Origin of the sequence: Muricomes intestini (assembly GCF_004346165.1) — a bacterium.
GTDB lineage: Bacteria > Bacillota > Clostridia > Lachnospirales > Lachnospiraceae > Muricomes > Muricomes intestini.
Genome location: NZ_SLZZ01000011.1, coordinates 16715 through 36093 on the forward strand (window position 1 = coordinate 16715; position 19379 = coordinate 36093).

Below are 19379 nucleotides of genomic sequence, written 5' to 3' on the forward strand. Positions count from 1 at the left end.
AACGGCTTTGTTTTCTTTGCGTATTCATTATATACCTCAGTGTATGAAATTGTCAATGAAAATATACTTATCGCTGTCCTGTGAAATTATGTATAATTTCGGTATCAATTAAATCAAGTTTTTCATTTGAAAGTTTTACATTGCTCAAAACATCATGATTTGTTTTTGGATCATATATTCTGATTTTACTTATCGTTCTAATCTGTGATACGAGTGCTATACTGCCGATTTTCATTTTCTGGACTTCTTTATGCATGCGTGTTAGTAATTCCGCTTCTTTAGCAGCACCTACTGCCTTTTTTGTAATGTCTTCCATTTTGGCGATTGAAGAATCAATGCTATCTGGTTTCTGTTTTGCTATCTCTTCAAAATCAATGATGATATCATCAATTTTTTTCTGCAAGGTCAATATTTTAGAATTTAAGTTTCTGAAAAGCTCATTACCTAAATATATATTTCCCTTGTGTAGATGATTCAAGTCAGTCTTTTGCTTTACCGATGTGAGAGGGACAATAGTGACAACGGGTGAATTTACTGAGTTGTTTCTGTCGACTACAACGCAGTAGTGAAGTCCACCTTCCTCGCTTCCAACATTATACCCCAGGTGAGCCTTAATAATTTCGCCCCGTTTATATCGCCTCAGGCTCAAAGGAGAGAATTGAGCTTCGAACTCTAAAAAGGTAATCCAATCTTCGAGCCAATAGCTGAGCTTGTCTGATTTACCTTGGTTTCCTCTGTCCCCTCTGTCCCCATCGGTAATCAAAGCTGTCATGTATCGATCTAATGATTTTAATGCACTATCCTTATGCTTTATTAATTGCTCTTCGGATAAATTTCTCCCCATCTATATATGCCTCGTCTCTTTTTCTTTAGATTTATGTTGTACCCTTCGTCATAACACCGCTTATCACCTTGCCCTTATGCTGTTTTCTTCTTTAGTTCTTCAACATCTTTCTGAAGAGATTCTATCATTTTTAGAAGCAAGGTAGTGTTGTCATTTTCAAGCCGAGTAATTCTGTAATACTGATTTAATTCGTCAATATTCTTCTTGACTTCTGAAATCTGCTTTTCAAGGTATGACTGTGTTCTGCCGATTTCATCCAGCAGAAGATCTTCCGTCTTTTCGGCACGTGCGTCAATCAACTCGGCAATTGCCTGTAAATCTTTTTCGTCTAACATTTTGTCATCCTCCTTTTACGTCCTTCTCAAACCCGAAAGGGTTAACGGTCCACTTCCGTTGGTGCAGGGGCAGTTTTTTATTTATTGAACTTTCTTACCCTTAACAAGTGATATAATAGCAAGTATGACACATATCAGGCACCATGCGGCCCATATGTTTAGGTCTTTATAGCTTCCCGCCATTGTGAATCCAAACAAGGCACCAAGTCCAAACAATACTATGAGCGCAATGTTTCCGCCTTTGCTTCCCCTTCGAGAGGCAATAGACACAATCCCTCCGGCCAGTAACAATATCGCTACTATAACCCCAGCGGATCCACCAACTTCCCCGTTGGCCTCCAGTGAGTTAGATACGCCAGCAGCGCAGGACTGAAATGACACAAATACAAACATTACAATCGACAAGATTCCTGATACCAATTTCCAAGTTTTCATTTTTTAGTTCCTCTCTTTTCTTTAGATTTATCATTTGATTTATATTAAACCTTTGGCGAAACATCTTTTTGTTCTGCTTTATCCGGAGAATGCTTTTTACTTCGCTTCTCCAACGGGTACAAGTTGCACGGAGGTGCCTGAAATTTCAAGAGTTGTCCCTTCTTCAAACACAGCATTGTTAAATTGTGTAACACTCACCCCATCACTTGGGTCGGTTCCTATAATTTCGTTTAATCCGCCATCATACATATTATCTGAACTGACGTTCCCACTTGCTCCAGTACCAACTATATTATATGTTCCAGCTGGAAAGTCCGTACCCACAGTATAGTTCCCAGGTCCTAAATCAATTGCAGCAGCATCCGTAGCGGTTCTTGCTGTTATTCCTGACACTTGAGCATTTTCGGAAGTTGCGTGTAGTGTAACTGTTCCACCAAGAGACAATGTATCCCCGCTTGCTAATTTGAGTCCAGTAAAAGCATCAACGGAATACCCTTCTTCTGCAGGTGATCCCATTATCTCATTAAGTCCTCCAGTGTACATGTTTGATGAGGAAACATTTCCAGTTCCGCCAGTTGCTGTTAAATTGTATGTTCCGACGGGGATATCAATCCCTACGGCATAATTTCCTGCCGAAAGATCCACCTCATAATGTTCTTCAACAACTTTTGATTCTTCTTCACTGGAAGCGTCCTTCAACACATCCTTTACTTTTGCTTTTGTATCATCCACAGAAGGGGTGTCCGCTCCTGAGCTTCCGCACCCTGCAAATGATAGAGCTACCGTTGCAGTTAAAATAAGTGTTAAAATCTTCTTTCTCATAGTTCCTTTACCTCTTTTTCATTAGATTTATGTTATGCCTAAGCCTAACATCTTAAATTAATTTTCCCACTGACAAACAGGGAATAAACATAATATAGTAATTATCCACTCTTGTTCCTAATCCATATTTACTGCGGTAACAGTCTACACAGTCCTGTAAATATTCTTCGGTGACTTCCAGGTATTCCGCCGTTTCGGTACGCCCCCGACAACCGTGCTCAAAAGCATCAATAAGACCACGCAATCCTATCATCTGATTATATCCTCTGATTCGGGCCTGCCATTCTTGCTTTTCATCAGCAAGGTTGGAGATATATACAATATTTCCGATACCTGTATGGTGGTGCCCCAGTTCCTCTGCTAGTACACATGCCTTTTCAACAGATGTTTCTATATCTTGCCTGATTGCGATTCTACGCCCCTTTATTCGTCCATTGCTGGATTCTAGCGGCTTTTCTTTTACCATCAGTCCTTCATTGTGTGCTTCGTCTATAAGTGCTTCATATTTGGTCGTAATCAACACCCCCGTCCTCAGATTTTAAAAATCGTCATCGTCCATGATATCATCATCATGTTTTCGCATTTCATCAGTTACCTCTATATCAGTACGCTCATGAGCGGCAGCAACTTCCAAGTCATTATCCATTTTTTGAACTGAAAGTAATTTCTTTGTATAATTGTCAACTTTGTCCATGTTTGAATCATTTAACTGTATAAAGTCTTTAAAGTGGTTCACTTCCTTGTCGCTGAACCCCGAATAAAGAGCGCCAATGGCATTTGCCCGTGTGGCTCGCAAAGATTCCTCTGCCCATTCCTTTTCACTTTCATTTTCCCAGCCCATTAAACGAGCGGGGCTTGTGTTTAAGGCCTTTGCTAAAACAGACATTAAAGTAATAGGAAAGTTCTCAATTTCATTGCTTTCATACCTGTAAACTGTGGCTCGGTTCTTCCCTAGTCTTTCGGCTAATTCATCAACGCTCAATCCTAACTCCAGTCGCCTTTGCTTTATTCTATCTCCAATTGTCATGCCGATAACCGCCTTTCTAAGATACCATTATAATAACACACTGTTCGCATATTTGCAACAAAAAAATTGCGCAACATGCGAAAAATGTATTGACTTTTGAAACGTCATAGGCTATCATGTACTTAGTCGCATAGCATGCGAATACGGTGAAAGGAGGGAAAAATATTGGTCAACATCAATAGGCTTCGTGGAAAAATGGTAGAAAACGGAATTACTGTAGATGAATTGGCAGAGATAATGGGAATAGATAGGGCCACCCTATATAGAAGACTTAACTCTCAGGGAAAAGAATTTTCCATTAAAGAGGCAGACACCATTGTCAAAGCATTGAAGCTAGGCAAGGAAGAGGCAAGCAATATTTTTTTTAGTCAATTTGTCGCATGATATGCGAAACAATCAGAGAAAGGGAGGAGGTGTGAGAAATGAATGCAATGCAAATAGCCACCGTCGTGGTAAATATCGCAACAGTGGTAGTCATCATATGTCTAATCTGGTATATCAGAAAACATAGTGACGAATGACTTTGATTTTCGAAAGAGCCTGATGTGCTCCAGACAAGTTACTTTAATTGTCATGGTTCTGTATACAGAATCGAAGTAATACCCCAGATCCAGAGAATTATAGGGCTGAATCACCTGAGGGGAATCTAAAGGTTCTGCGTATTTATAGTCTGGGATTATGTACATGGGAATTTGTGTGGGCTCGTGAGTGAGCAGTGGAGATATATCTTCTCCTTTACTGTTTAAAAAGGCAATGTCAGCCACTGTTATTGAAACTGGCGAAGTATTGTGAATCGTAAACCATGCAATTGGCGGATCCATCTCATCAGAATGAAAGACGCCGCTGCCGATTACGATTTTACGGCGATTGAACCGATGGGTGTAATAAATGCTATATAATGCCAAAAGTAATGCCAGAAGGGCGATAACGAGGTTCAGAAAATCAAAATTAGTCAACAAATTTTTAAACATAACATCCCACTCCTTTTTACTGAATTATAGCAGAAATGGAGTTAATAGGGAAGAAAAAGAGGAGGTGTGACATGCCAAAATTATCAATGAGCAAAGATGAAGAGATGAACCGCATCATTCGGGGCAGTATCAAGAATGCACAAGAGCTTCAGGGAATGACTGTCGGCAAACTTGCAAAGTTAACGGGAATCCCTGTAAGCACATTGTACTATAAGATGCGGAATCCGACCGAATTTAACATCGGGGATCTGCGGACAATCTTTAAAGTGCTGCGGTACAGGGATGAAGAGAAGGAGAGGCTGGCAAGGGAAGCTATTTGAGAGGAGGACAAGCCATGTTGACACGAAAAGAACTTGATGCCGCTGCAGAAAAGATAGCAGAGCAACTGAAGGTAAATGATCCAGAGTTTTTGAAACGTCATGAGGAAATTATGTCGGACATTGAAAAAGCAAGGGAGGGGTTAGGTGAGAGCAAGAGACAGACCGAAGCCGGCCCTGACCTGTAGGCAGTGTAAGTTTTACAATCGGTGTATGGAAAGCAGCAGATTGTATCCCTGCCAAGAGTTTCAACCCCGAAAAGAGGACATGTCTCCTATAGACTGGATGGTGATCGGGGCGTTGATTATCGGGATATATGCCGGGATGATTTTAAGCTACATAGCGCTGGCGTGAAAGGAGGCGGCAAGAATGGTAGGAAAGTGGAAAGTACAATCAAATCCAGTTGGTGGCAATATGATGTATGCCGTATACAGATTAAGAGATGTGGATGCAGTAGACCACTCCGGCAACAGGGAATACGCTTCGGGTTATATTGAAGATAAGGACACAGCCCTCACGATTGCGGAAGGGCTAAACAGGAAAACAGAATAAAAAAGAGCGCTTACATATGCCCTGACCGGGGCGTAAGCACTCTGGTATCAATTCAACTACATTGTAGAACACAAGGAGAAAATAGTCAAATGGAAGATAAACAAAAAATATGCGACCTGCTTCTGCCGGCACTGCAGGCAACCAGGGGATTATCTGATGTAGTCAAGTTGGAATATGACGGTGCGCAGGAAATTGTTACAGCTACATTTGAAAACGGTTACCAGAAGACAGCTAATGTAGCTATGGATTCAGGCACAGCCATGATCAGGGATGTTATCTATCAGATCCGTTAGGAAAGGAGACTAAATGCCAGATAATTACGAAATTAAGAAGAACATCATCTCCTTGCAGAAAGTGAAGGATACGGATGTCTACCATATGGAACTGAATGTAATCAGCTGGTTTCATAAACCAGACAAGCTGGACATCCGGGGGTGGTCAGATGATCACACAAAAATGACAAAAGGAATCAGCCTCACAGAGGATGAATTCATAAAAATCGCCCATGCAGGGCTTGAAAAAATAGGAGGTAGGTAAGTATGTCACAGATAAACATCACATTTAAGGATTTTGCAGAAATGAAGGAATTCGCAAGGGAATTACTGAAAGGAGAAAATGCAGCACCCGTACAGGCAACTCCTGTAACAGCTACCACAGCTACGGCTTACGGCCAGCAGATTGCAGAGCATTTCCCAGAGGCAAACAAGAGCCAGGTGCAGCAGACGGCTCCCGCGGCACAGCAGGTACCAACAGCGCCACAACAGTCAGCCCCAGCAGTACAACAGCCAGAAGAGGAGACACCTGTAAAAAAGTCCTACACATTAGTGGAGGTAAGGTCAACCCTTGCGGCGTTGAACAAGGCAGGAAAAAAAGACCGGGTTCAGGAACTGATCAATAGCTTTGGGGCGGAAAAGCTGTCCCAGATAGGTGAGGAACATTACACAGAGTTGATGCAGAAAGCAGGTGAGCTTTAATGCCGGACGTACACGCAAAGTTAAGCGCCAGCGGGGCAAAGCGGTGGATGAGCTGTCCGCCCTCCGCCGAACTGGAATCGCAGTTCCCAGATAAGTCAAGCGAATACGCAGAGGAAGGCACCTTTGCCCACAGCCTGGCGGAACTGATCTTACGCTATAACAATAAGGAACTGACAAAGAAGACATTTACCACCAGATTAAACAGGCTGAAAAAGGATCATTATTACAGCCCGGAATTACAGGAATACATAGAGGACTATGCAAACCTCGTATGGGAACAGGTCAATGAAGCAAAGGTTTCCTGCCCTGATGCGCAGGCACTCTTTGAACAGAGGCTGGACTTTTCCGAATATGTGCCTAAAGGGTTTGGCACCGGTGATGTGGTTATCATTGCGGATGATCTGGTGCAGGTGATTGACCTGAAGTATGGAAAGGGTGTAGGCGTATCCGCAGAAGGAAACCCACAGCTTAGATTATACGGGTTAGGGGCCTACCTGGAGCATTCCATGCTGTACGATATCCAGAGAGTGAAAATGACCATTATTCAACCCCGGCTGGATAATATCTCCACAGAAGAACTGACAGTGGAGGAACTGCTTACCTGGGCGGAGACAGAAGTAAAGCCGAAGGCGGAGCTTGCGATGAAAGGTGAAGGAGAATTCTGTACCGGGGATCACTGCCGTTTCTGTAAAGCCTTTGCAGTGTGCCGGGTCCAGAAGGACCGACAGATGGAGCTCATGAAATATGAGTTTGCGGAGGGAGACCTTTTAGAGGATTCTGAGATTGGAGATATTCTTTCTAAGCTGGATCCACTGGTGAAGTGGGCGGAAGCAATCAAAGCGTATGCTTTTGATCAGGCCCTGTCCCATGGTGTGCATTATGACGGTTGGAAATTGGTAGAAGGCAGGAGCAACCGGAAGTATGCAGATGAGAAGCAGGCTGCCACTGTCCTGGAAGAAGCCGGCTATCAGGATATTTATAAGCTTAAAGGATTTACAGACATGGAAAAACTTGTGGGTAAAAAGAGATTTGCAGAACTCCTGTCTGATCTGATCATAAAACCTGAGGGCAAACCCGTACTTGTTTCGGAGAAGGACAAGCGTCCAGAGCTCAACAAAGCAGAGCAGGTCAAAGATGAATTCAGTGATGACGATTATGACTGTGCTCGGGAAATGAGAGAGTACAAACAGGCACATGATGGAAGTCTGGGAGGGCCGTCTTATTAGAAAGCCAGACTCAAAGATAAATTCGATACCGTAACAATCGAAACCAATTACCAATCAGTGGACGCAGAAGCGTAGAAAAGGAGAATAAAGTATGAGTGCAAAAGTAGTGACAGGAACTGTGAGATTTTCTTATTTAAATGTTTTCAGGAAAAGTGCATTGGATGAAAAATATTCCGTAACCTTATTGATTCCTAAAGACGATAAAAAGACCCTGAATGCAATTCGAAAAGCTATTGATACCGCAAAAAGAGAGGGGATTAAGGAGAAATGGAAAGGAAAAGAACCCAGAGATTTATGGAATCCGTTGAGGGACGGAGATGAGGAGAAGGCGGATGAACACCCGGAATACGCGGGAATGTATTTCCTCAAGGCAAAATCTGACAGCAAACCCATTCTTCTGGATGAATACAAAGATGAAATTCTGGATGAGACCGAACTGTACAGTGGATGCTGGGGGCGTGCAAATATTAACTTCTTTGCCTTCGACAACAACACCAAGGGGGTCAGTGCGGGCCTAAATGCTCTTCAAAAGAAACGGGATGATGATGCCTTTGGGGGCAGAGTCACTCTTGATGAAGCCAGAACCTCTTTTGACGAGGATAATGACGAAGACGATATGTTAGGATGATGAATCATGCAGGTAATGAATGTAGATATTGAAACCTACAGCAGTGTGGATATCAGGGAAGCCGGGGCCTATGCTTATGCAGAAGCTCCAGACTTCGAGATACTTTTGATTGGATATAAGATAAACAATGATCCGGTGAAGGTCCTGGACCTAAAAACAGGCCCCGCAAAACAAGGGGCTCTCCTAACGGAGAAGCAGAAAGCCTTTAGTCAAGAGTGTAACGCATTTTATAGCGCACTGACAGATCCGGATTATATCAAGACCGCTTACAATGCGAACTTTGAACGTACCTGTCTTGCATCTTATTTAAAACAGGCGATGCCTCCGGAGCAGTGGATGTGTACCGCAGTCCATGCAGCTACGCTGGGGCTTCCTGCTACACTGGGAGCCGTAGGTGATGCCCTGGGACTGCCGGAGGATCAGCAGAAAGATAAGGTGGGTAAAAGCCTGATCCAGTATTTCTGCAAGCCCTGTAAACCCACTAAGACAAACGGCGGGAGGACACGCAATCTTCCGGAACATGATAGGAAGAAATGGTCCTTATTTGTGGAATATAACCGGCAGGATGTCGTAACAGAGAACGCTATACGGGAGAAGCTTTCTATTTATCCAATTCCGGAGGACGAACAGAAACTGTGGTGTCTGGATCAGAGGATGAATGACAATGGGGTAAGACTGGATATGCCTTTTGTGGAAAATATACTGGATTATGATAAAACCTATCAGGAAAGGCTGCGGGAAGAAGCGGAAAGGATAACTGGACTTGACAACCCCAACAGTCTGGCTCAGCTGAAGAACTGGTATAAAGAAAACTATGGGATGAATATAAAATCCATAACCAAAGATACGATACCAGAGATAAAAGATACCTTGAAAGAAAAAGCTCAGACACAATCCGGCATCCGGATGCTGGAAATCCGGCAGGAGATGGGAAAGACCTCTACCAAGAAATACACCGCCATGAAGAACGCGGTATGCAGAGACGGCAGGCTAAAGGGAGTGCTGCAGTTTTACGGAGCCAACCGGACCGGCAGATGGGCAGGGCGTATCGTGCAGGTACACAACCTGCCTCAGAACAAGATACCAGATATTGACCTTGCAAGGGAACTTGTAGCGGAAGGGGACTTTAGTTCTCTGGAAATGCTTTTTGAAGGCATGCCCTTTGTGTTTTCCCAATTAATACGGACTGCGTTTATCCCTTCTGAAAGCTGCAGATTCTGTGTAGCTGATTTCTCTGCCATTGAAGCCAGAGTGATCGCCTGGCTGGCAGATGAACAGTGGAGACTGGATGTGTTCCGGACTCATGGAAAGATATATGAAGCCTCCGCTTCCCAGATGTTCCATGTACCCTTAGAGAATATTAAAAAGGGAAGCAAGCTAAGGCAACAGGGAAAAGTAGCTGAACTGGCGTTAGGCTACGGTGGAGCTTTTGGTGCAATCAAAGCTATGGATAAGGCAGGAAGTATCCCAGATGAGGAAATACCGATGCTGGTGGCGAACTGGAGAAAGGCAAGCCCGAAAATATGTAAATTCTGGAGAGAAGCTGAAACAGCAGCAAAAATGGCTATTAAAGAAAGACGAACGGTCAGATTAAAAAACGGGATTGCTTTTTCTTATATCAACCGGATATTGTTCATTCACTTATTGTCCGGACGAAAACTGGCTTATTTTGATGCCAAGATAGAACAGACAGATAAAGGAGAAAGCATTACCTATGCAGGCATTGAACAGCAGAGCAAGCGCTGGGGGAGATTGGAGACCTGGGGCGGGAAACTGGTAGAAAATATCGTACAAGCCACTGCAAGGGATTGTCTGGCGGTTACAATGCAGCAAGTCAGCCAAGCGGGATATTCAATCGTCATGCATGTACACGATGAAATTATCTGTGATGTGCCAAAGAAAGATACGGGCGCCCTGAAAAAAATAACAGACATCATGGCAGAATCCATTCCCTGGGCACCGGGGCTTCCCTTAAGGGGGGACGGCTATGAGACCGATTTTTATAAGAAGGATTAGGAGAGGCGAGACATGGGGATTCCATCAATAGAGGATTACAAAAAGAAAATAAAGCATGATGGTTCTCTTTCCATTGCTACAGGCAAAAGCCGGATGGAGAAGAACTGGAAAAATAAAAAAATCCTGTGGTCTGCCCTTCTTGCTAAACTGGAAACCCCTACAAGAACACCCGAGAGTTTGGTGGAGTATCTAAATCTGCCCAAGGCTGAACAGGATCATATCAAGGATGTAGGCGGATTTGTAGGCGGATCATTAAAGAATGGGCACAGGAAAGCAGACAGCGTAGCTGCCAGGCAGATCATCACGCTGGATGCAGATTTCGCACCGGGGGATTTACTGGATTCCCTGTATTTATATATAGACGGTGGATTTGCAGTGTACTCCACCCATAAGCACAGCCCGGAAAAACCAAGGCTCAGGGTTCTGATACCATTGGATCGGGAAGTATCACCGGACGAGTATGAAGCAATCGCAAGGAAGATTGCAGAGGGAATCGGGATTGATTACTTTGACGATACTACCTACCAGCCGAGCCGGCTCATGTACTGGCCGAGCGTGGCATCTGACGGGGAATATATCTTTACCTACGAAGATGTACCGTGGCTGTCAGCCGACAGCGTGCTGTCACAGTATCCAGACTGGATGGATACAAGTTATTGGCCGGAAAGCAGCCGAACGGTGGAAAACCGGAAAAGAACAGCAAAGAAGCAGGGGGACCCTTCGGAAAAGAAGGGGTTGATAGGGGCCTTCTGCAGGTCCTACACCATAGAGGAAGCCATACAGGGGTTTCTGCCAGATACATACATACCCTGTGCATTACCGGGAAGATATACCTATGCAGAGGGCAGCACAGCGGCAGGACTGGTACTATATGATGATAAGTTTGCCTACAGCAACCATGCAACGGATCCGGCCGGCGGAAAGCTCTGCAATGCCTTTGATCTGGTAAGGATCCATAAATTTGGAATGCAGGATGAAGACGCTGCACCAGATACGCCAAGCACCAAGCTACCCAGTTACAAATCCATGATGGAGTTCCTCCAGGATGAGGACAAAACCAAACTGACACTGGGGAGGGAGAGAAAACAACAGGCTCTTATGGATTTTTCCGATGACGCTGACGGTGATGGATGGATGACAGACATCGAGTGGGATAAAAAAGGGAGTATGAAGAACAGCCTGAATAATATCCTGCTGATCATGGAGCATGATCCGGATCTTAAATCCATTGTATTTAACCAGATGGCAGACAACCTTGAAATTCGGGGAGGAATACCCTGGAAGAAGCAGGGAAAGTTCTGGAGGGATGCGGATGATGCCCAGCTGGAAGCTTATCTTGCAAAGGCCTATACAGAGTTTTCAAAGGCGAAGATACTATCCGGAATCACCAAGGTGGCGGATGACCGGAGTTATCATCCGGTGCGGGAATACCTGGACAGCCTTCCTGATTGGGATCAGGTGCCGAGGGTGGATACCCTGCTTGTAGATTACCTGGGGGCGGAGAACACACCTTATGTCCGGCAAGTGACCAGAAAGACGCTCTGTGCAGCGATTACCAGGGTAAAGCATCCGGGATGCAAGTTTGATACAGTACTGGTTCTCTGTGGTCCTCAAGGGATAGGAAAGAGCACTCTGATATCCAAAATAGGAGGAGAGTGGTTTTCAGACAGCCTGAACCTGGGTGACACGAAAGACAAGACCGCTGCAGAAAAGTTGCAGGGTTACTGGATCATAGAGATAGGTGAAATGGCAGGAATGGGCAGTGCAGGAGTAAAGACACTCAGAAGCTTCATTACTACCCAGGATGACCGATATAGAGCGTCCTACGGACGCAGGGTAAGCTCCCATCCAAGGCAGTGTATTTTAATAGGAACCACAAATGCAGAAGAAGGATATCTAAATGATGTAGAAGGCGGAAGACGGTTCTGGCCTGTCAACACACCCCGTATAGGAAATAAAAGGGTGTGGGATCTGACATCCGATGAGGTTGACCAGATATGGGCAGAAGCAAAGCAGTATATAGAAGAAGGAGAAACCCTCATCTTATCCGGGGATGCAGCTGACGAGGCCTTGAAGCAGCAGAAGGCTGCCATGATAGCGGATCCACGGGAGGAGAAAGTAAGAGAGTACCTGGATGTCATGCTGCCGGAGGACTGGTACAGCCGTGATCTGGATGCACGCAGGGACTTTTTATATGATTCGGAATTCCCGAAACCCGATACACCTTTAAAACGGGAGTTCATCAGCCCTCAGGAGATATGGTGTGAATGCTTTGGGTATAACCTGACGAGAATGGAAACCAAGGACACTTACATTATAAAAAAGATCATGACGAGAATGGAAGGCTGGGTCTATTCCGGAGAAAGAGAGCGTCTCGGTGCGGTATATGGAAGGCAGAGAGTGTATAAAAGAGTGGGACAACCCCCGGGACAACCCGGGACAACCCCCGGGACAACCTCCAATTTTGGGACAACCTCCAATACAGGTGGGACAACCTAAAAATGAACTTGTCCCATAGTTGTCCCAGTGGTTGTCCCGATAAAAAGCAAGTAGCCACAAGGGATTAAGGCTTGTTGGGACAACTGGGACAGTCTAAAACCCCTATAGATATAAAATAATAGAAATATAGGATATATAACGTAATATCACGCAATATATGCGTCATAACGCGCGAGAGTGTCACATTGTCCCATAGCCCCAGAAAGGAGAATAGCCGAAATGAATGATCAGTGTGCAAGCCGGCTGAGAAAAGAATTGATGAATAAAGGTGATATGCCAATAGATGATATACGAGGGGAAGCCAGAAAGATGGGTTTCACGAAGACAGAGCTAAAAGAAACCAGAAAGATTTTAGGTGTTCGTCTTCACACTACATACCAGGGGTATTTCTGGTGCTTGGAGGTTTGAAATGCTAGAAAAAGATATAGAAGCCTGGCTGAATAAAAAAATCAGAGAACTTGGAGGAATGTCTTTCAAGTTTGTATCCCCAAACAATCCGGGGGTTCCGGATCGGATTTATATCTTCCCCGGAGGAAAAATATATTTTGTAGAGCTGAAGACGGAAATCGGAAGAATGTCAAATATTCAGAAATGGCAGAGAGAACGGTTCACAAAGATGGGCTGCAGGTTCTACCTGGTGAAAGGGATGGATCAGGCAAAAAAATTCATAGAGGAGCTGAAGCATGAAATACCGGCCGCATGATTACCAGGAATATGCAAGTGAAAAAATCATAGAGCTTCCGGAAACGGGTTTATTTCTGGATATGGGTCTTGGAAAAACAGTGACCACACTGACCGCCATTGATGAACTGATGTTTGATAGATTTGAGGTCAGCCGGGTGCTGGTGATAGCGCCTAAAAGAGTAGCAGAGGACACCTGGACGACCGAAACAGAAAAATGGGATCACCTACAGCACTTAAAAATATCCAGAGTGCTGGGAACACAAAAGGATCGGATAGAAGCATTGCAGACGGAGGCAGACATCTATGTGATCAACCGGGAAAATGTTGTATGGCTGGTGGAGCAGTACAGAAAGGACTGGCCCTTCGACATGGTGGTCGTGGATGAGCTGTCCAGCTTCAAGTCCAATAAAGCAAAACGGTTTAAGGCGCTGAAGCGGGTACGCCCCCTGATAAAACGTTTTGTAGGCCTGACTGGGACTCCCACGCCCAACGGATTATTGGATCTCTGGCCCCAGATGTATCTGATAGACAGAGGCGAACGGCTGGGAAAGACCATATCCAGCTATAGGGACCGGTACTTTTATCCAGGGAAATCAAATGGCCATGTAGTGTATACCTATGAATTAAAAACAGGAGCCGGGGACGCCATACAAAACAGGATTGCTGATATCTGTATTTCCATGAAGGCGGGGGATTATTTAAAGATGCCGGAGCTTACGGTGAATGACATCCCTGTCAGATTATCCGGACCAGAGATGGCTACTTACAAGGAATTGGAAAGAGAAAAATTGATGGAGGTAGATGGTCTGCAGATTACGGCGCTGACAGCCGCAACAGTTTATAACAAGCTGCTGCAGATGGCAAATGGCAGTGTTTATTCAGATATGGGGGATCCCGTAGAGATCCATCAGAGAAAGCTGGAGGCACTGGAGGAGATACTGGATACCGCAAATGGACAGCCTGTCCTGATATTTTATAATTACCGACACGACTATGATCAGCTGATGCGGAAATTCAAAAAGTATGATCCCCAGACACTAAAGGGGCAATCAGACATCCGGTCATGGAATGACGGAAGAATTCAGTTACTGCTGGCACAGCCTGCCAGTATGGGGCATGGCTTAAACCTGCAGGCCGGGGGGCACATCATAGTCTGGTATGGACTGAACTGGAGCCTGGAACTGTATCAGCAGGCAAATGCAAGGCTGTACAGGCAGGGCCAGAAAAAAGGTGTGATTATCCATAGACTAATTACTTTAGGGACTGTTGATGAAGATGTCATACAGCGTTTAGAAAATAAAGATGCCACGCAGGAAAGCCTGATGCAGAGCCTGAAGGCAAGGATAAAACGGATAAAGGAGGAAGCCAGATGACAGATGCAGCAAAGCAAAAAATATTAGCAAAGTACTGGGATACAGAAGTTACCTGTCCTGGATGCGGAGAAGAGATACGAGATTCAGATGATCTGTCCAAGGTCGAATATGTTCGAACGAAGAGGAAGACGGATATCTTCTTCCACGCGGAGTGCTTCGGAAAGATATGGAGGGAGTGAGACATATGGGAAAAGTAGATGATTATACTTCTGGACGTGCGGCGGGAATGCTGTTAGCCAGAGATATTGTGAAGAAAGACGGTCTGGAAGAACTGGAAAAAGAAATCCACTTCCGGAATATCACCGGGATAAATACGATACTGTCCAAGAAAGAACTGGACAAGGCCTGCGAGAAAATAAAGGTGCGGACGCTTGACACCATGCTGACTATCGCTGTGGCAACGCTTCATGATGAGTTCGGTTTCGGGCAGGCACGGTGCAAGCGGTTCATTGACAGGCTGAACCTGAAAGCGGATTGCCTGGTTGATGATATGGCATCCTGGGACGATTATGTGAAGCTGATTAAGGATGAGATCGGCATTGAGATGACAATCCGGGATAATGATTAAAATTAGAATTTTGTAGATTATCGTACATTGAAAACTTAATATTGATAGTTGGTAGAATTTGAGTTAAAATTATAATCAAAAGAGATTTGTAGAGGTGAAGTTGTTATGATTATAGATGGAAATGAAATAGAGAAAGAAGCTATGAAAGCTTTTCATCAAGGAAACAGAGCAGAGGGTTTGAAGATTCAAGAAGAATTTGCGGCAAAATTCCGAGAAGAATATAAAGAAAAAGATCATTGCTCATGCAAAAAGGCTTGCAGATATCATGGTAATTGTAAAGAATGTGTAGCTATTCACAGAGCGCATCAAGAACACTTACCAAATTGTATGCGACCGATTGTAAATCAAAAGCTTAGACTTCTTTCGGAACTTACCGAACATACACTTGCAAATGAAATAGAGCCGCCAAAAGAAATTTTGAGACGGGAAAAATAAGTGAATAATTTATGAAACTACTAACTATCAGTGTTGAGCTGGTAGTTTTTTTATGTGGAAATTTAATCTATTAAACTGAAATTTAGGAGGAAAAATGGAAATAGAGAAAGCAAAACAGGTTTTAGCTTATGGGCAGACAGCGGAGAGGTTGTTGCCTGGATGCCACTGCCGGAACCGTACAAGCCATTATAGGAGGAATTATGGTAGGAAGAAAAGAAAACGGACACATTTATGTTAATGATTTGGATATGAGGATATTTTTTGATGATTTGTTTTCGCACTGTAAAACGGAAGAGGAGATAGATTTCGTACTTGAAAACATACAGACTATTGTGGAAGATTCAGCGGAAGAACAAGAAGAAAGAGTTGGAGCGTCCGGCTGCTGAGCCGGGGAAAGAGGTAGAGATGGAGCCTATATTAGATGCTTGCTGTGGGAGCAAGATGTTCTGGTATGACAAAGATAATCCATTTGTGATATTCATGGACAACCGAGAGGAAAACGACATCTTATGTGATGGTAGAAAACTCATAGTGAAACCGGATATTGTAGCAGATTTTAAAAACATGCCGTTTCCTGACAATACATACGGGTTGGTAGTGTTTGACCCGCCGCATCTTATAAGCGCGGGTGCAGATTCATGGCTGGCCAAGAAGTATGGAGTATTGCCAAAGGAATGGAAACCGTATTTAAAAGCTGGATTCGATGAATGCATGAGGGTTTTGAAACCGGGCGGAGTATTGGTCTTTAAATGGAATGAGGACCAAATTAAAACAGCGGAGGTGCTAAAGGTATTTGAAAGGCAGCCTTTGTTTGGAGATAGAAGAAGTAAAACCAGGTGGACCTTCTTCATGAAGTAAACCGCCAGTTAGCTGATTTGAAGAAATGAAAACAAGACCAGGACAAGAGTGGCTATTAATTAGCGCATCAAAATAAAAAGTGATGCGCCAGAAAGATTAGTATCCAGAGTTGTCTGAATCAAATTTTGTGTGATGAACTGTGCCGAATGGATGCTGTGGAGGAGCATAGATAGAAAAAAGTTTTAAATCACAACATCCATTGTTCTTTAGATTGTGCCATGTTCCGGCAGGAATAATAATGGCTGATTGACTAGAAACGTTATACTGATATTTAAGATAATCCTTTTGATTGCCCATCATCATGAGTCCACCACCGCATTCAATATAAAGAAATTGATCAAGATGGGGATGCATTTCTAATCCGATTTCAGAATTTGGAGGTATACACATTAAAGTAAGTTGAAGGTTTGCACCTGTCCATCTGGTGGTACGAAAATTATTGTTAAAAAAAGTTTCTCTTTTGAGATTTGTAACAAATGGGTTATCCCCACAATCATAAATATTCATGATATCACCTCTATAATAGAATATGTAAGGCTCTAGAAACAGTGCAAATTTGAAAGCGAAAAAAAATAAAGAATATGGCAAGAGAAAATGCCCAATATGTAAGGGTAAGGCTTAGTCAGTAAATCAGCGTTTAGAGAAAGGAGACATTAATGAAATTCAGTAAAGATAAATTCCGTAGGAATGCGCCCCACGCTATTCGGAAGGCGTTGCCAGAATCCCATCGGGATGTGTTGGACGGTATGGAAGTAGATAGGTGCGAGATTGAATACACGGTTGACGGGGAAGAGTACAGTCTCTACCCAGTAGAGCCAGATTGGTGTGAAGAGTAACCGGAAGTAGGGAGCCGGTAGAAATGGGTGAGTGAACGTTGACAATAAAACAAGCAGTAGACCGTCCGGGAAGACACTATCTACTGCTCACTTACCTAAGGACAGTATACCATAGCAGTCCTTGGGATACAAGGAGGATTATTATGGCAAATACACAGGCAATTAAATCACAGATGCGCGATTCAATCTTAGTAGCAATGAGTCAGTATATGGATGCAGCGATACTGGATATTCTCAAAAAAGTAGTGGAGGAGCAGTTTGTACGGGTCAATATGGAGGAAATAACAACCCTGCCGGCAGAAGTTACGCGAACTATAGATGAGCAGAACAAGTATGTTATACAGCTATTCTGCATCAAGAAAGAGGCTCTTCGGGAAGAGACGAAGTACAATTATCTTAATGCCGTTAAGAAACTTCTGACACAGGTGGACAAGGCTCTGACAGATATGACGGACATTGACATTGCGTACTATCTCCGGTGGTATGAGACACGCAACGTTGCAACTACGGGAAAGCGCAACTTGAATAGTACAATCAACAACGAGCGCAGATATTTGTCAGCGTTCTTCAGCTGGATGCGGCAACAGAAGTTGATATATGACAATCCGGTGGAAAGTACCGAAAAGAAACGTGAGGATAGGAAGCCGATAGATTTCTTTGAGCCGGCCGACATGGAAGTCCTGCGAGAGGGATGCAAGACCAAAAGGGACCGGGCGATTATAGAGGTGCTGCGGAGTACAGGGTTGCGTGTCGGAGAGTTCTGCAACATAGATATTTCGGATGTAGATTTTAGGACGGGGGATGTCTGGGTACGCCGGGAAAAGGGAGGAAAGCATACACCAGCCTACCTAGATGATGTGGCTATGTACTACCTCCGTGAGTACCTGGACGAGCGGACAGACAAAGCACCGGGGCTGATCGTAAGCACCAGGAACCCACACGGTAAAATGTCACCATGCGGAATCAGGACAGTATTGAAGAATATTGCCGAGAGACAGGGCATGACTGTTAGGGTATATCCACATAAGTTAAGAAAAACGCTGGGAATGACACTTAAGAACAAAGGTTACGATATCGGGATTATCCAGGAGGTGCTGGGACACAACAGCCCTACTACTACCAGCAAGTATTATGCAGAGTCCACTAAGGATACTTTGCGAAGCATCCGCAGGCAGGCGGCATAAGGAGGTATTATGAGTGTAGAGAAAATGAAGAGGGCGAAGCGCAAGGCCGCTGATGTCCGAAAAACGGAAATGAAAGACATGTCGAAAAACACAGACAAAAATGCCAGGGAGTGGATGAAGCGTCCAGCTTATCAGAAGAGCAGACTGTCTTCAGCGGCAAAGGCATTGATCAGGGCCCAGGCAGAGCAGATTTTTAGAAAAGAGGATGATGCGGGTGAATAAAGAGACAGCAGAACAGTTGGTAAGGGCGGCTGCTTTAGATGCCGTCCGGGAATTTGAAAAAGAGCAGAAAAAGAATAAAAGGGTTCATGTTTTTCAAAATGCCAAAAAGCTTATGGAAAACTATAATCGGATATGCCAGAGCGTCCGGGAGGGTGTGTCTGAGATATCTGATATGGACAACAGTATTGAACTGGAGGAGTTTACAGAAGAGGACATCTACATAAACAGCATCCTCAAAAGCAAGTTGCGAAGCATTGTCATGATAGCACATATTGACAAATGTCTAAAACTTTTGGAAGAGGAAGAGTATCAAAAGGGAACTCCTGAGAAATATTTGGCTTTTAAATATTTTTATTTGGACGAAATGACTTATGAGAACGTCGAAAAAGTATATGGATACGGCGAGAGAACTGTGAGGCGCTGGGTTACTGAACTTACAGGCATATTGGGAGTGTATTTATTTGGTTCCGATGCAATTATGCTTGAGTAAGAAATTTATATTTGTCAAAAACGTGTCATTGACATGTCCGGTTGACCGTGTTACAATGATAGTATCTAAAATTGTATAAATTT

General features: G+C 43.9%; 32 protein-coding genes. 24 read left to right on the forward strand and 8 right to left on the reverse strand.

Translation table 11 applies throughout. The annotated features are described in order from the left end of the window. Positions 1-67 precede the first annotated feature (67 nt). The 6 genes from EDD59_RS08980 to EDD59_RS09005 form a co-directional block, all read right to left on the reverse strand. A complete protein-coding gene (locus tag EDD59_RS08980) occupies positions 68-844 on the reverse strand; it encodes a type II toxin-antitoxin system PemK/MazF family toxin (protein ID WP_132381110.1) in 777 nt (258 codons plus the stop codon). Positions 845-918: 74 nt separating this feature from the next. Beyond that, a complete protein-coding gene (locus tag EDD59_RS08985; protein WP_132381112.1) occupies positions 919-1179 on the reverse strand; it encodes a hypothetical protein in 261 nt (86 codons plus the stop codon). 81 nt (positions 1180-1260) lie between these two features. Next, the gene (locus EDD59_RS08990) at positions 1261-1614 is read right to left on the reverse strand and encodes a thioredoxin domain-containing protein (protein ID WP_132381114.1); all 354 of its coding nucleotides are present in this window, start codon (positions 1612-1614) and stop codon (positions 1261-1263) included. Positions 1615-1710: 96 nt separating this feature from the next. Beyond that, positions 1711-2436 carry a hypothetical protein gene (locus EDD59_RS08995; protein WP_132381116.1) on the reverse strand — a complete coding sequence of 242 codons (726 nt, stop codon included), beginning with the start codon at positions 2434-2436 and terminating at the stop codon, positions 1711-1713. Positions 2437-2488: 52 nt separating this feature from the next. Continuing rightward, complete coding sequence (locus tag EDD59_RS09000) at positions 2489-2956, reverse strand: ImmA/IrrE family metallo-endopeptidase (protein WP_330572014.1); 468 nt, start codon at positions 2954-2956, stop codon at positions 2489-2491. An 18-nt stretch (positions 2957-2974) separates the two neighbouring features. Then, a complete protein-coding gene (locus EDD59_RS09005; protein ID WP_132381118.1) occupies positions 2975-3463 on the reverse strand; it encodes a helix-turn-helix domain-containing protein in 489 nt (162 codons plus the stop codon). A gap of 165 nt (positions 3464-3628) precedes the next feature. Here EDD59_RS09005 and EDD59_RS09010 point away from each other — a divergent pair, with 165 nt between their 5' ends. Beyond that, entirely contained in the window at positions 3629-3847 is a 219-nt protein-coding gene (locus EDD59_RS09010) for a transcriptional regulator (protein ID WP_132381120.1), read from the forward strand. A gap of 101 nt (positions 3848-3948) precedes the next feature. Here EDD59_RS09010 and EDD59_RS09015 read toward each other — a convergent pair whose 3' ends face one another. Continuing rightward, positions 3949-4434: a hypothetical protein gene (locus tag EDD59_RS09015; protein ID WP_132381122.1), complete on the reverse strand. Its 486-nt coding sequence runs from the start codon at positions 4432-4434 to the stop codon at positions 3949-3951. A gap of 71 nt (positions 4435-4505) precedes the next feature. Here EDD59_RS09015 and EDD59_RS09020 point away from each other — a divergent pair, with 71 nt between their 5' ends. From EDD59_RS09020 to EDD59_RS09100, 19 genes are all read left to right on the forward strand, one after another. Next, positions 4506-4754 carry a hypothetical protein gene (locus EDD59_RS09020; RefSeq protein ID WP_132381124.1) on the forward strand — a complete coding sequence of 83 codons (249 nt, stop codon included), beginning with the start codon at positions 4506-4508 and terminating at the stop codon, positions 4752-4754. A gap of 14 nt (positions 4755-4768) precedes the next feature. Then, positions 4769-4939, forward strand: coding sequence for a hypothetical protein (locus tag EDD59_RS17770; RefSeq protein ID WP_165920899.1), 171 nt, complete (start codon positions 4769-4771; stop codon positions 4937-4939). A gap of 25 nt (positions 4940-4964) precedes the next feature. Beyond that, positions 4965-5105 (forward strand): hypothetical protein, encoded by a 141-nt coding sequence (locus tag EDD59_RS17775; RefSeq protein WP_165920900.1) that lies wholly within the window; start codon positions 4965-4967, stop codon positions 5103-5105. Between the two features lie 15 nt (positions 5106-5120). Further along, positions 5121-5303 (forward strand): hypothetical protein, encoded by a 183-nt coding sequence (locus EDD59_RS09025; RefSeq protein ID WP_132381126.1) that lies wholly within the window; start codon positions 5121-5123, stop codon positions 5301-5303. An 89-nt stretch (positions 5304-5392) separates the two neighbouring features. Further along, positions 5393-5596, forward strand: coding sequence for a hypothetical protein (locus EDD59_RS09030; protein ID WP_132381129.1), 204 nt, complete (start codon positions 5393-5395; stop codon positions 5594-5596). 13 nt (positions 5597-5609) lie between these two features. Continuing rightward, a complete protein-coding gene (locus EDD59_RS09035; protein ID WP_132381131.1) occupies positions 5610-5840 on the forward strand; it encodes a PC4/YdbC family ssDNA-binding protein in 231 nt (76 codons plus the stop codon). 2 nt (positions 5841-5842) lie between these two features. After that, on the forward strand, positions 5843-6277 hold the full coding sequence (locus EDD59_RS09040) for a hypothetical protein (protein ID WP_132381133.1): 435 nt from the start codon (positions 5843-5845) through the stop codon (positions 6275-6277). Further along, on the forward strand, positions 6277-7503 hold the full coding sequence (locus EDD59_RS09045; protein WP_132381135.1) for a DUF2800 domain-containing protein: 1227 nt from the start codon (positions 6277-6279) through the stop codon (positions 7501-7503). The genes EDD59_RS09040 and EDD59_RS09045 overlap by 1 nt, the downstream gene beginning before the upstream one ends. Before the next feature lie 91 nt (positions 7504-7594). Beyond that, entirely contained in the window at positions 7595-8131 is a 537-nt protein-coding gene (locus EDD59_RS09050) for a DUF2815 family protein (RefSeq protein WP_132381137.1), read from the forward strand. A 6-nt stretch (positions 8132-8137) separates the two neighbouring features. After that, positions 8138-10147: a DNA polymerase gene (locus tag EDD59_RS09055; RefSeq protein WP_132381139.1), complete on the forward strand. Its 2010-nt coding sequence runs from the start codon at positions 8138-8140 to the stop codon at positions 10145-10147. Positions 10148-10159: 12 nt separating this feature from the next. After that, positions 10160-12646 carry a virulence-associated E family protein gene (locus EDD59_RS09060; RefSeq protein WP_132381141.1) on the forward strand — a complete coding sequence of 829 codons (2487 nt, stop codon included), beginning with the start codon at positions 10160-10162 and terminating at the stop codon, positions 12644-12646. A gap of 219 nt (positions 12647-12865) precedes the next feature. Further along, on the forward strand, positions 12866-13054 hold the full coding sequence (locus EDD59_RS09065) for a UBA domain-containing protein (RefSeq protein WP_132381143.1): 189 nt from the start codon (positions 12866-12868) through the stop codon (positions 13052-13054). Between the two features lies 1 nt (position 13055). Then, on the forward strand, positions 13056-13349 hold the full coding sequence (locus EDD59_RS09070; protein WP_132381145.1) for a PDDEXK family nuclease: 294 nt from the start codon (positions 13056-13058) through the stop codon (positions 13347-13349). Further along, entirely contained in the window at positions 13330-14703 is a 1374-nt protein-coding gene (locus EDD59_RS09075) for an SNF2-related protein (protein WP_132381147.1), read from the forward strand. The genes EDD59_RS09070 and EDD59_RS09075 overlap by 20 nt, the downstream gene beginning before the upstream one ends. Next, on the forward strand, positions 14700-14882 hold the full coding sequence (locus tag EDD59_RS09080; protein ID WP_132381149.1) for a hypothetical protein: 183 nt from the start codon (positions 14700-14702) through the stop codon (positions 14880-14882). The genes EDD59_RS09075 and EDD59_RS09080 overlap by 4 nt, the downstream gene beginning before the upstream one ends. Positions 14883-14887: 5 nt before the next feature. Continuing rightward, the gene (locus EDD59_RS09085; RefSeq protein ID WP_132381151.1) at positions 14888-15271 is read left to right on the forward strand and encodes a hypothetical protein; all 384 of its coding nucleotides are present in this window, start codon (positions 14888-14890) and stop codon (positions 15269-15271) included. A 105-nt stretch (positions 15272-15376) separates the two neighbouring features. Then, complete coding sequence (locus tag EDD59_RS09090) at positions 15377-15706, forward strand: LPS biosynthesis protein (RefSeq protein ID WP_132381153.1); 330 nt, start codon at positions 15377-15379, stop codon at positions 15704-15706. A gap of 128 nt (positions 15707-15834) precedes the next feature. Beyond that, positions 15835-16092, forward strand: a complete 258-nt coding sequence (locus EDD59_RS09095) for a hypothetical protein (RefSeq protein WP_132381155.1) — start codon at positions 15835-15837, stop codon at positions 16090-16092. After that, on the forward strand, positions 16019-16564 hold the full coding sequence (locus EDD59_RS09100; protein WP_330572015.1) for a TRM11 family methyltransferase: 546 nt from the start codon (positions 16019-16021) through the stop codon (positions 16562-16564). Before EDD59_RS09095 ends, EDD59_RS09100 begins: the two co-directional genes overlap by 74 nt. Before the next feature lie 96 nt (positions 16565-16660). On the opposite strand, the gene EDD59_RS09105 is transcribed toward EDD59_RS09100, so the two are convergent. Next, positions 16661-17071, reverse strand: a complete 411-nt coding sequence (locus EDD59_RS09105) for a cupin domain-containing protein (protein WP_132381157.1) — start codon at positions 17069-17071, stop codon at positions 16661-16663. A gap of 149 nt (positions 17072-17220) precedes the next feature. Between EDD59_RS09105 and EDD59_RS17780 the strand changes: the two genes are divergently transcribed. From EDD59_RS17780 to EDD59_RS09120, 4 genes are all read left to right on the forward strand, one after another. Beyond that, positions 17221-17400, forward strand: a complete 180-nt coding sequence (locus EDD59_RS17780; RefSeq protein WP_165920901.1) for a hypothetical protein — start codon at positions 17221-17223, stop codon at positions 17398-17400. 143 nt (positions 17401-17543) lie between these two features. Continuing rightward, positions 17544-18584, forward strand: coding sequence for a tyrosine-type recombinase/integrase (locus EDD59_RS09110; protein ID WP_132381159.1), 1041 nt, complete (start codon positions 17544-17546; stop codon positions 18582-18584). Positions 18585-18593: 9 nt separating this feature from the next. Then, positions 18594-18806 carry a hypothetical protein gene (locus EDD59_RS09115; RefSeq protein ID WP_132381161.1) on the forward strand — a complete coding sequence of 71 codons (213 nt, stop codon included), beginning with the start codon at positions 18594-18596 and terminating at the stop codon, positions 18804-18806. Then, positions 18793-19296, forward strand: a complete 504-nt coding sequence (locus EDD59_RS09120) for a helix-turn-helix domain-containing protein (RefSeq protein WP_132381349.1) — start codon at positions 18793-18795, stop codon at positions 19294-19296. The genes EDD59_RS09115 and EDD59_RS09120 overlap by 14 nt, the downstream gene beginning before the upstream one ends. Positions 19297-19379: the final 83 nt, after the last annotated feature.

Bases quoted from the DNA above. Each gene is read 5' to 3' on its own strand.
- EDD59_RS08980 (WP_132381110.1), bottom strand. From the start codon at position 844: ATGGGGAGAAATTTATCCGAAGAGCAATTAATAAAGCATAAGGATAGT.
- EDD59_RS08985 (WP_132381112.1), bottom strand. From the start codon at position 1,179: ATGTTAGACGAAAAAGATTTACAGGCAATTGCCGAGTTGATTGACGCA.
- EDD59_RS08990 (WP_132381114.1), bottom strand. From the start codon at position 1,614: ATGAAAACTTGGAAATTGGTATCAGGAATCTTGTCGATTGTAATGTTT.
- EDD59_RS08995 (WP_132381116.1), bottom strand. From the start codon at position 2,436: ATGAGAAAGAAGATTTTAACACTTATTTTAACTGCAACGGTAGCTCTA.
- EDD59_RS09005 (WP_132381118.1), bottom strand. From the start codon at position 3,463: ATGACAATTGGAGATAGAATAAAGCAAAGGCGACTGGAGTTAGGATTG.
- EDD59_RS09015 (WP_132381122.1), bottom strand. From the start codon at position 4,434: ATGTTTAAAAATTTGTTGACTAATTTTGATTTTCTGAACCTCGTTATC.
- EDD59_RS09020 (WP_132381124.1), top strand. From the start codon at position 4,506: ATGCCAAAATTATCAATGAGCAAAGATGAAGAGATGAACCGCATCATT.
- EDD59_RS17770 (WP_165920899.1), top strand. From the start codon at position 4,769: ATGTTGACACGAAAAGAACTTGATGCCGCTGCAGAAAAGATAGCAGAG.
- EDD59_RS17775 (WP_165920900.1), top strand. From the start codon at position 4,965: ATGGAAAGCAGCAGATTGTATCCCTGCCAAGAGTTTCAACCCCGAAAA.
- EDD59_RS09025 (WP_132381126.1), top strand. From the start codon at position 5,121: ATGGTAGGAAAGTGGAAAGTACAATCAAATCCAGTTGGTGGCAATATG.
- EDD59_RS09030 (WP_132381129.1), top strand. From the start codon at position 5,393: ATGGAAGATAAACAAAAAATATGCGACCTGCTTCTGCCGGCACTGCAG.
- EDD59_RS09035 (WP_132381131.1), top strand. From the start codon at position 5,610: ATGCCAGATAATTACGAAATTAAGAAGAACATCATCTCCTTGCAGAAA.
- EDD59_RS09040 (WP_132381133.1), top strand. From the start codon at position 5,843: ATGTCACAGATAAACATCACATTTAAGGATTTTGCAGAAATGAAGGAA.
- EDD59_RS09045 (WP_132381135.1), top strand. From the start codon at position 6,277: ATGCCGGACGTACACGCAAAGTTAAGCGCCAGCGGGGCAAAGCGGTGG.
- EDD59_RS09050 (WP_132381137.1), top strand. From the start codon at position 7,595: ATGAGTGCAAAAGTAGTGACAGGAACTGTGAGATTTTCTTATTTAAAT.
- EDD59_RS09055 (WP_132381139.1), top strand. From the start codon at position 8,138: ATGCAGGTAATGAATGTAGATATTGAAACCTACAGCAGTGTGGATATC.
- EDD59_RS09060 (WP_132381141.1), top strand. From the start codon at position 10,160: ATGGGGATTCCATCAATAGAGGATTACAAAAAGAAAATAAAGCATGAT.
- EDD59_RS09065 (WP_132381143.1), top strand. From the start codon at position 12,866: ATGAATGATCAGTGTGCAAGCCGGCTGAGAAAAGAATTGATGAATAAA.
- EDD59_RS09070 (WP_132381145.1), top strand. From the start codon at position 13,056: ATGCTAGAAAAAGATATAGAAGCCTGGCTGAATAAAAAAATCAGAGAA.
- EDD59_RS09075 (WP_132381147.1), top strand. From the start codon at position 13,330: ATGAAATACCGGCCGCATGATTACCAGGAATATGCAAGTGAAAAAATC.
- EDD59_RS09080 (WP_132381149.1), top strand. From the start codon at position 14,700: ATGACAGATGCAGCAAAGCAAAAAATATTAGCAAAGTACTGGGATACA.
- EDD59_RS09085 (WP_132381151.1), top strand. From the start codon at position 14,888: ATGGGAAAAGTAGATGATTATACTTCTGGACGTGCGGCGGGAATGCTG.
- EDD59_RS09090 (WP_132381153.1), top strand. From the start codon at position 15,377: ATGATTATAGATGGAAATGAAATAGAGAAAGAAGCTATGAAAGCTTTT.
- EDD59_RS09095 (WP_132381155.1), top strand. From the start codon at position 15,835: ATGGGCAGACAGCGGAGAGGTTGTTGCCTGGATGCCACTGCCGGAACC.
- EDD59_RS09105 (WP_132381157.1), bottom strand. From the start codon at position 17,071: ATGAATATTTATGATTGTGGGGATAACCCATTTGTTACAAATCTCAAA.
- EDD59_RS17780 (WP_165920901.1), top strand. From the start codon at position 17,221: ATGAAATTCAGTAAAGATAAATTCCGTAGGAATGCGCCCCACGCTATT.
- EDD59_RS09110 (WP_132381159.1), top strand. From the start codon at position 17,544: ATGGCAAATACACAGGCAATTAAATCACAGATGCGCGATTCAATCTTA.
- EDD59_RS09115 (WP_132381161.1), top strand. From the start codon at position 18,594: ATGAGTGTAGAGAAAATGAAGAGGGCGAAGCGCAAGGCCGCTGATGTC.
- EDD59_RS09120 (WP_132381349.1), top strand. From the start codon at position 18,793: ATGCGGGTGAATAAAGAGACAGCAGAACAGTTGGTAAGGGCGGCTGCT.